This is a genomic window from Oleiphilus sp. HI0132, assembly GCF_001635845.1.
The window spans coordinates 1-1,317 of sequence record NZ_LWGJ01000083.1; the positions used below are offsets into that span (position 1 = coordinate 1).

The window sequence follows — 1,317 nt, forward strand, 5'->3', positions numbered from 1 at the left end:
ACCCCTTCGCGACAAACTTCAACCCTGAAATCAACATTAGAGAAGTCACCGCAGAGTGCCGCCATTGGGAAGATGGTGAGTTTGTAGCGACGCCTGCCATGTCGACACAGCAGAGCTTCACCTGCCCAGATGGCGTAGGCACCTACAATATTTTCCGAATGTATCATGAAGAGCTTGAGTCCTTAACCAAGCACTACCCTTCAATTAAGCGTGCGCAATTTTGGATGAGTTTTGGCGATAGCTATCTCAAACACCTAGAGGTCTTAGGGAATGTTGGGATGACAGGAATTGAGCCGATTGAATTCCAAGGCCAGGAAATTGTACCTATCCAGTTTCTGAAAGCCTTGCTACCAGACCCGTCTACTCTAGGCCCTCGCACTAAGGGTAAAACCTGCATCGGTTGTGTGGTCCGTGGCCTTAAAGATGGCAAAGAGAAAACAGTTTATTTGTACAACGTCAAAGATCATCAAGACTGCTACCAAGAGGTTCAATCTCAAGCGATCTCGTATACCACAGGAGTTCCAGCGATGATTGGTGCGAAAATGATGATCGAAGGCCATTGGATGAAGCCCGGTGTCTGGAATATGGAGCAGCTTGATCCAGACGCCTTTATGAGTGATATGAATGCCTATGGCTTATCGTGGAAAGTCATTGAAAACCCAGGGTTTGATTTGATCTAATGCTTAGTTCTATTTGCTTAGACGTTGGTAGGAAATAGGCATGGTTAAAGCAAAAACCTTTGAAGCGTTCGACCCAGCACGGGTGCCTTCTCCTTGCTTTGTCGTGGATGAAGTCGCAATAGAAAAGAACCTTAAAATACTGAACGAGGTACAGGAAAAGTCGGGCGCCAAAATATTATTGGCGCTTAAGGCTTTCTCTATGTTTAGCCTCGCGCCGCTTATCAACAAATACCTGGTAGGCACTTGTGCCAGTGGTTTGCACGAGGCACGTTTAGGCTATGAAGAGTTCGGTGGCAAAGACTTGGGTCAAGAGGTTCATACCTTTTCAGCCGCCTACACTGAGCATGACTTAGAAGAGATTATGGCAATCTCGAAACACGTCGTGTTCAACTCGTTCGGTCAGTGGGAGCGATTTAAAGAGAATGCCAAACGAGCCAAACAGGCTCGGCCTGACTTAGAGTTCGGTTTAAGGATCAACCCTTTGCACTCCGAGGGCACAACACCGATCTACGACCCTTGTGCGCCAGGCTCACGTCTGGGGATTCCAAGATCGGCGTTTAAAGATTGTAGCCTGGATGGTATAAGCGGTTTACACTTTCATACCTTATGCGAACAAGGTTTTGACGCGCTTGATAGA

At 47.2% G+C, this 1,317-nt stretch carries 1 protein-coding gene and 1 pseudogene; both read left to right on the forward strand.

Annotated features, from left to right (window positions below):
* On the forward strand, positions 1-680 hold a 680-nt coding region (locus A3766_RS01155), incomplete at its 5' end, for a saccharopine dehydrogenase family protein (RefSeq protein WP_304440916.1).
* A gap of 40 nt (positions 681-720) precedes the next feature.
* Positions 721-1,317, forward strand: a pseudogene (locus tag A3766_RS01160) (carboxynorspermidine decarboxylase); the annotation flags it as partial.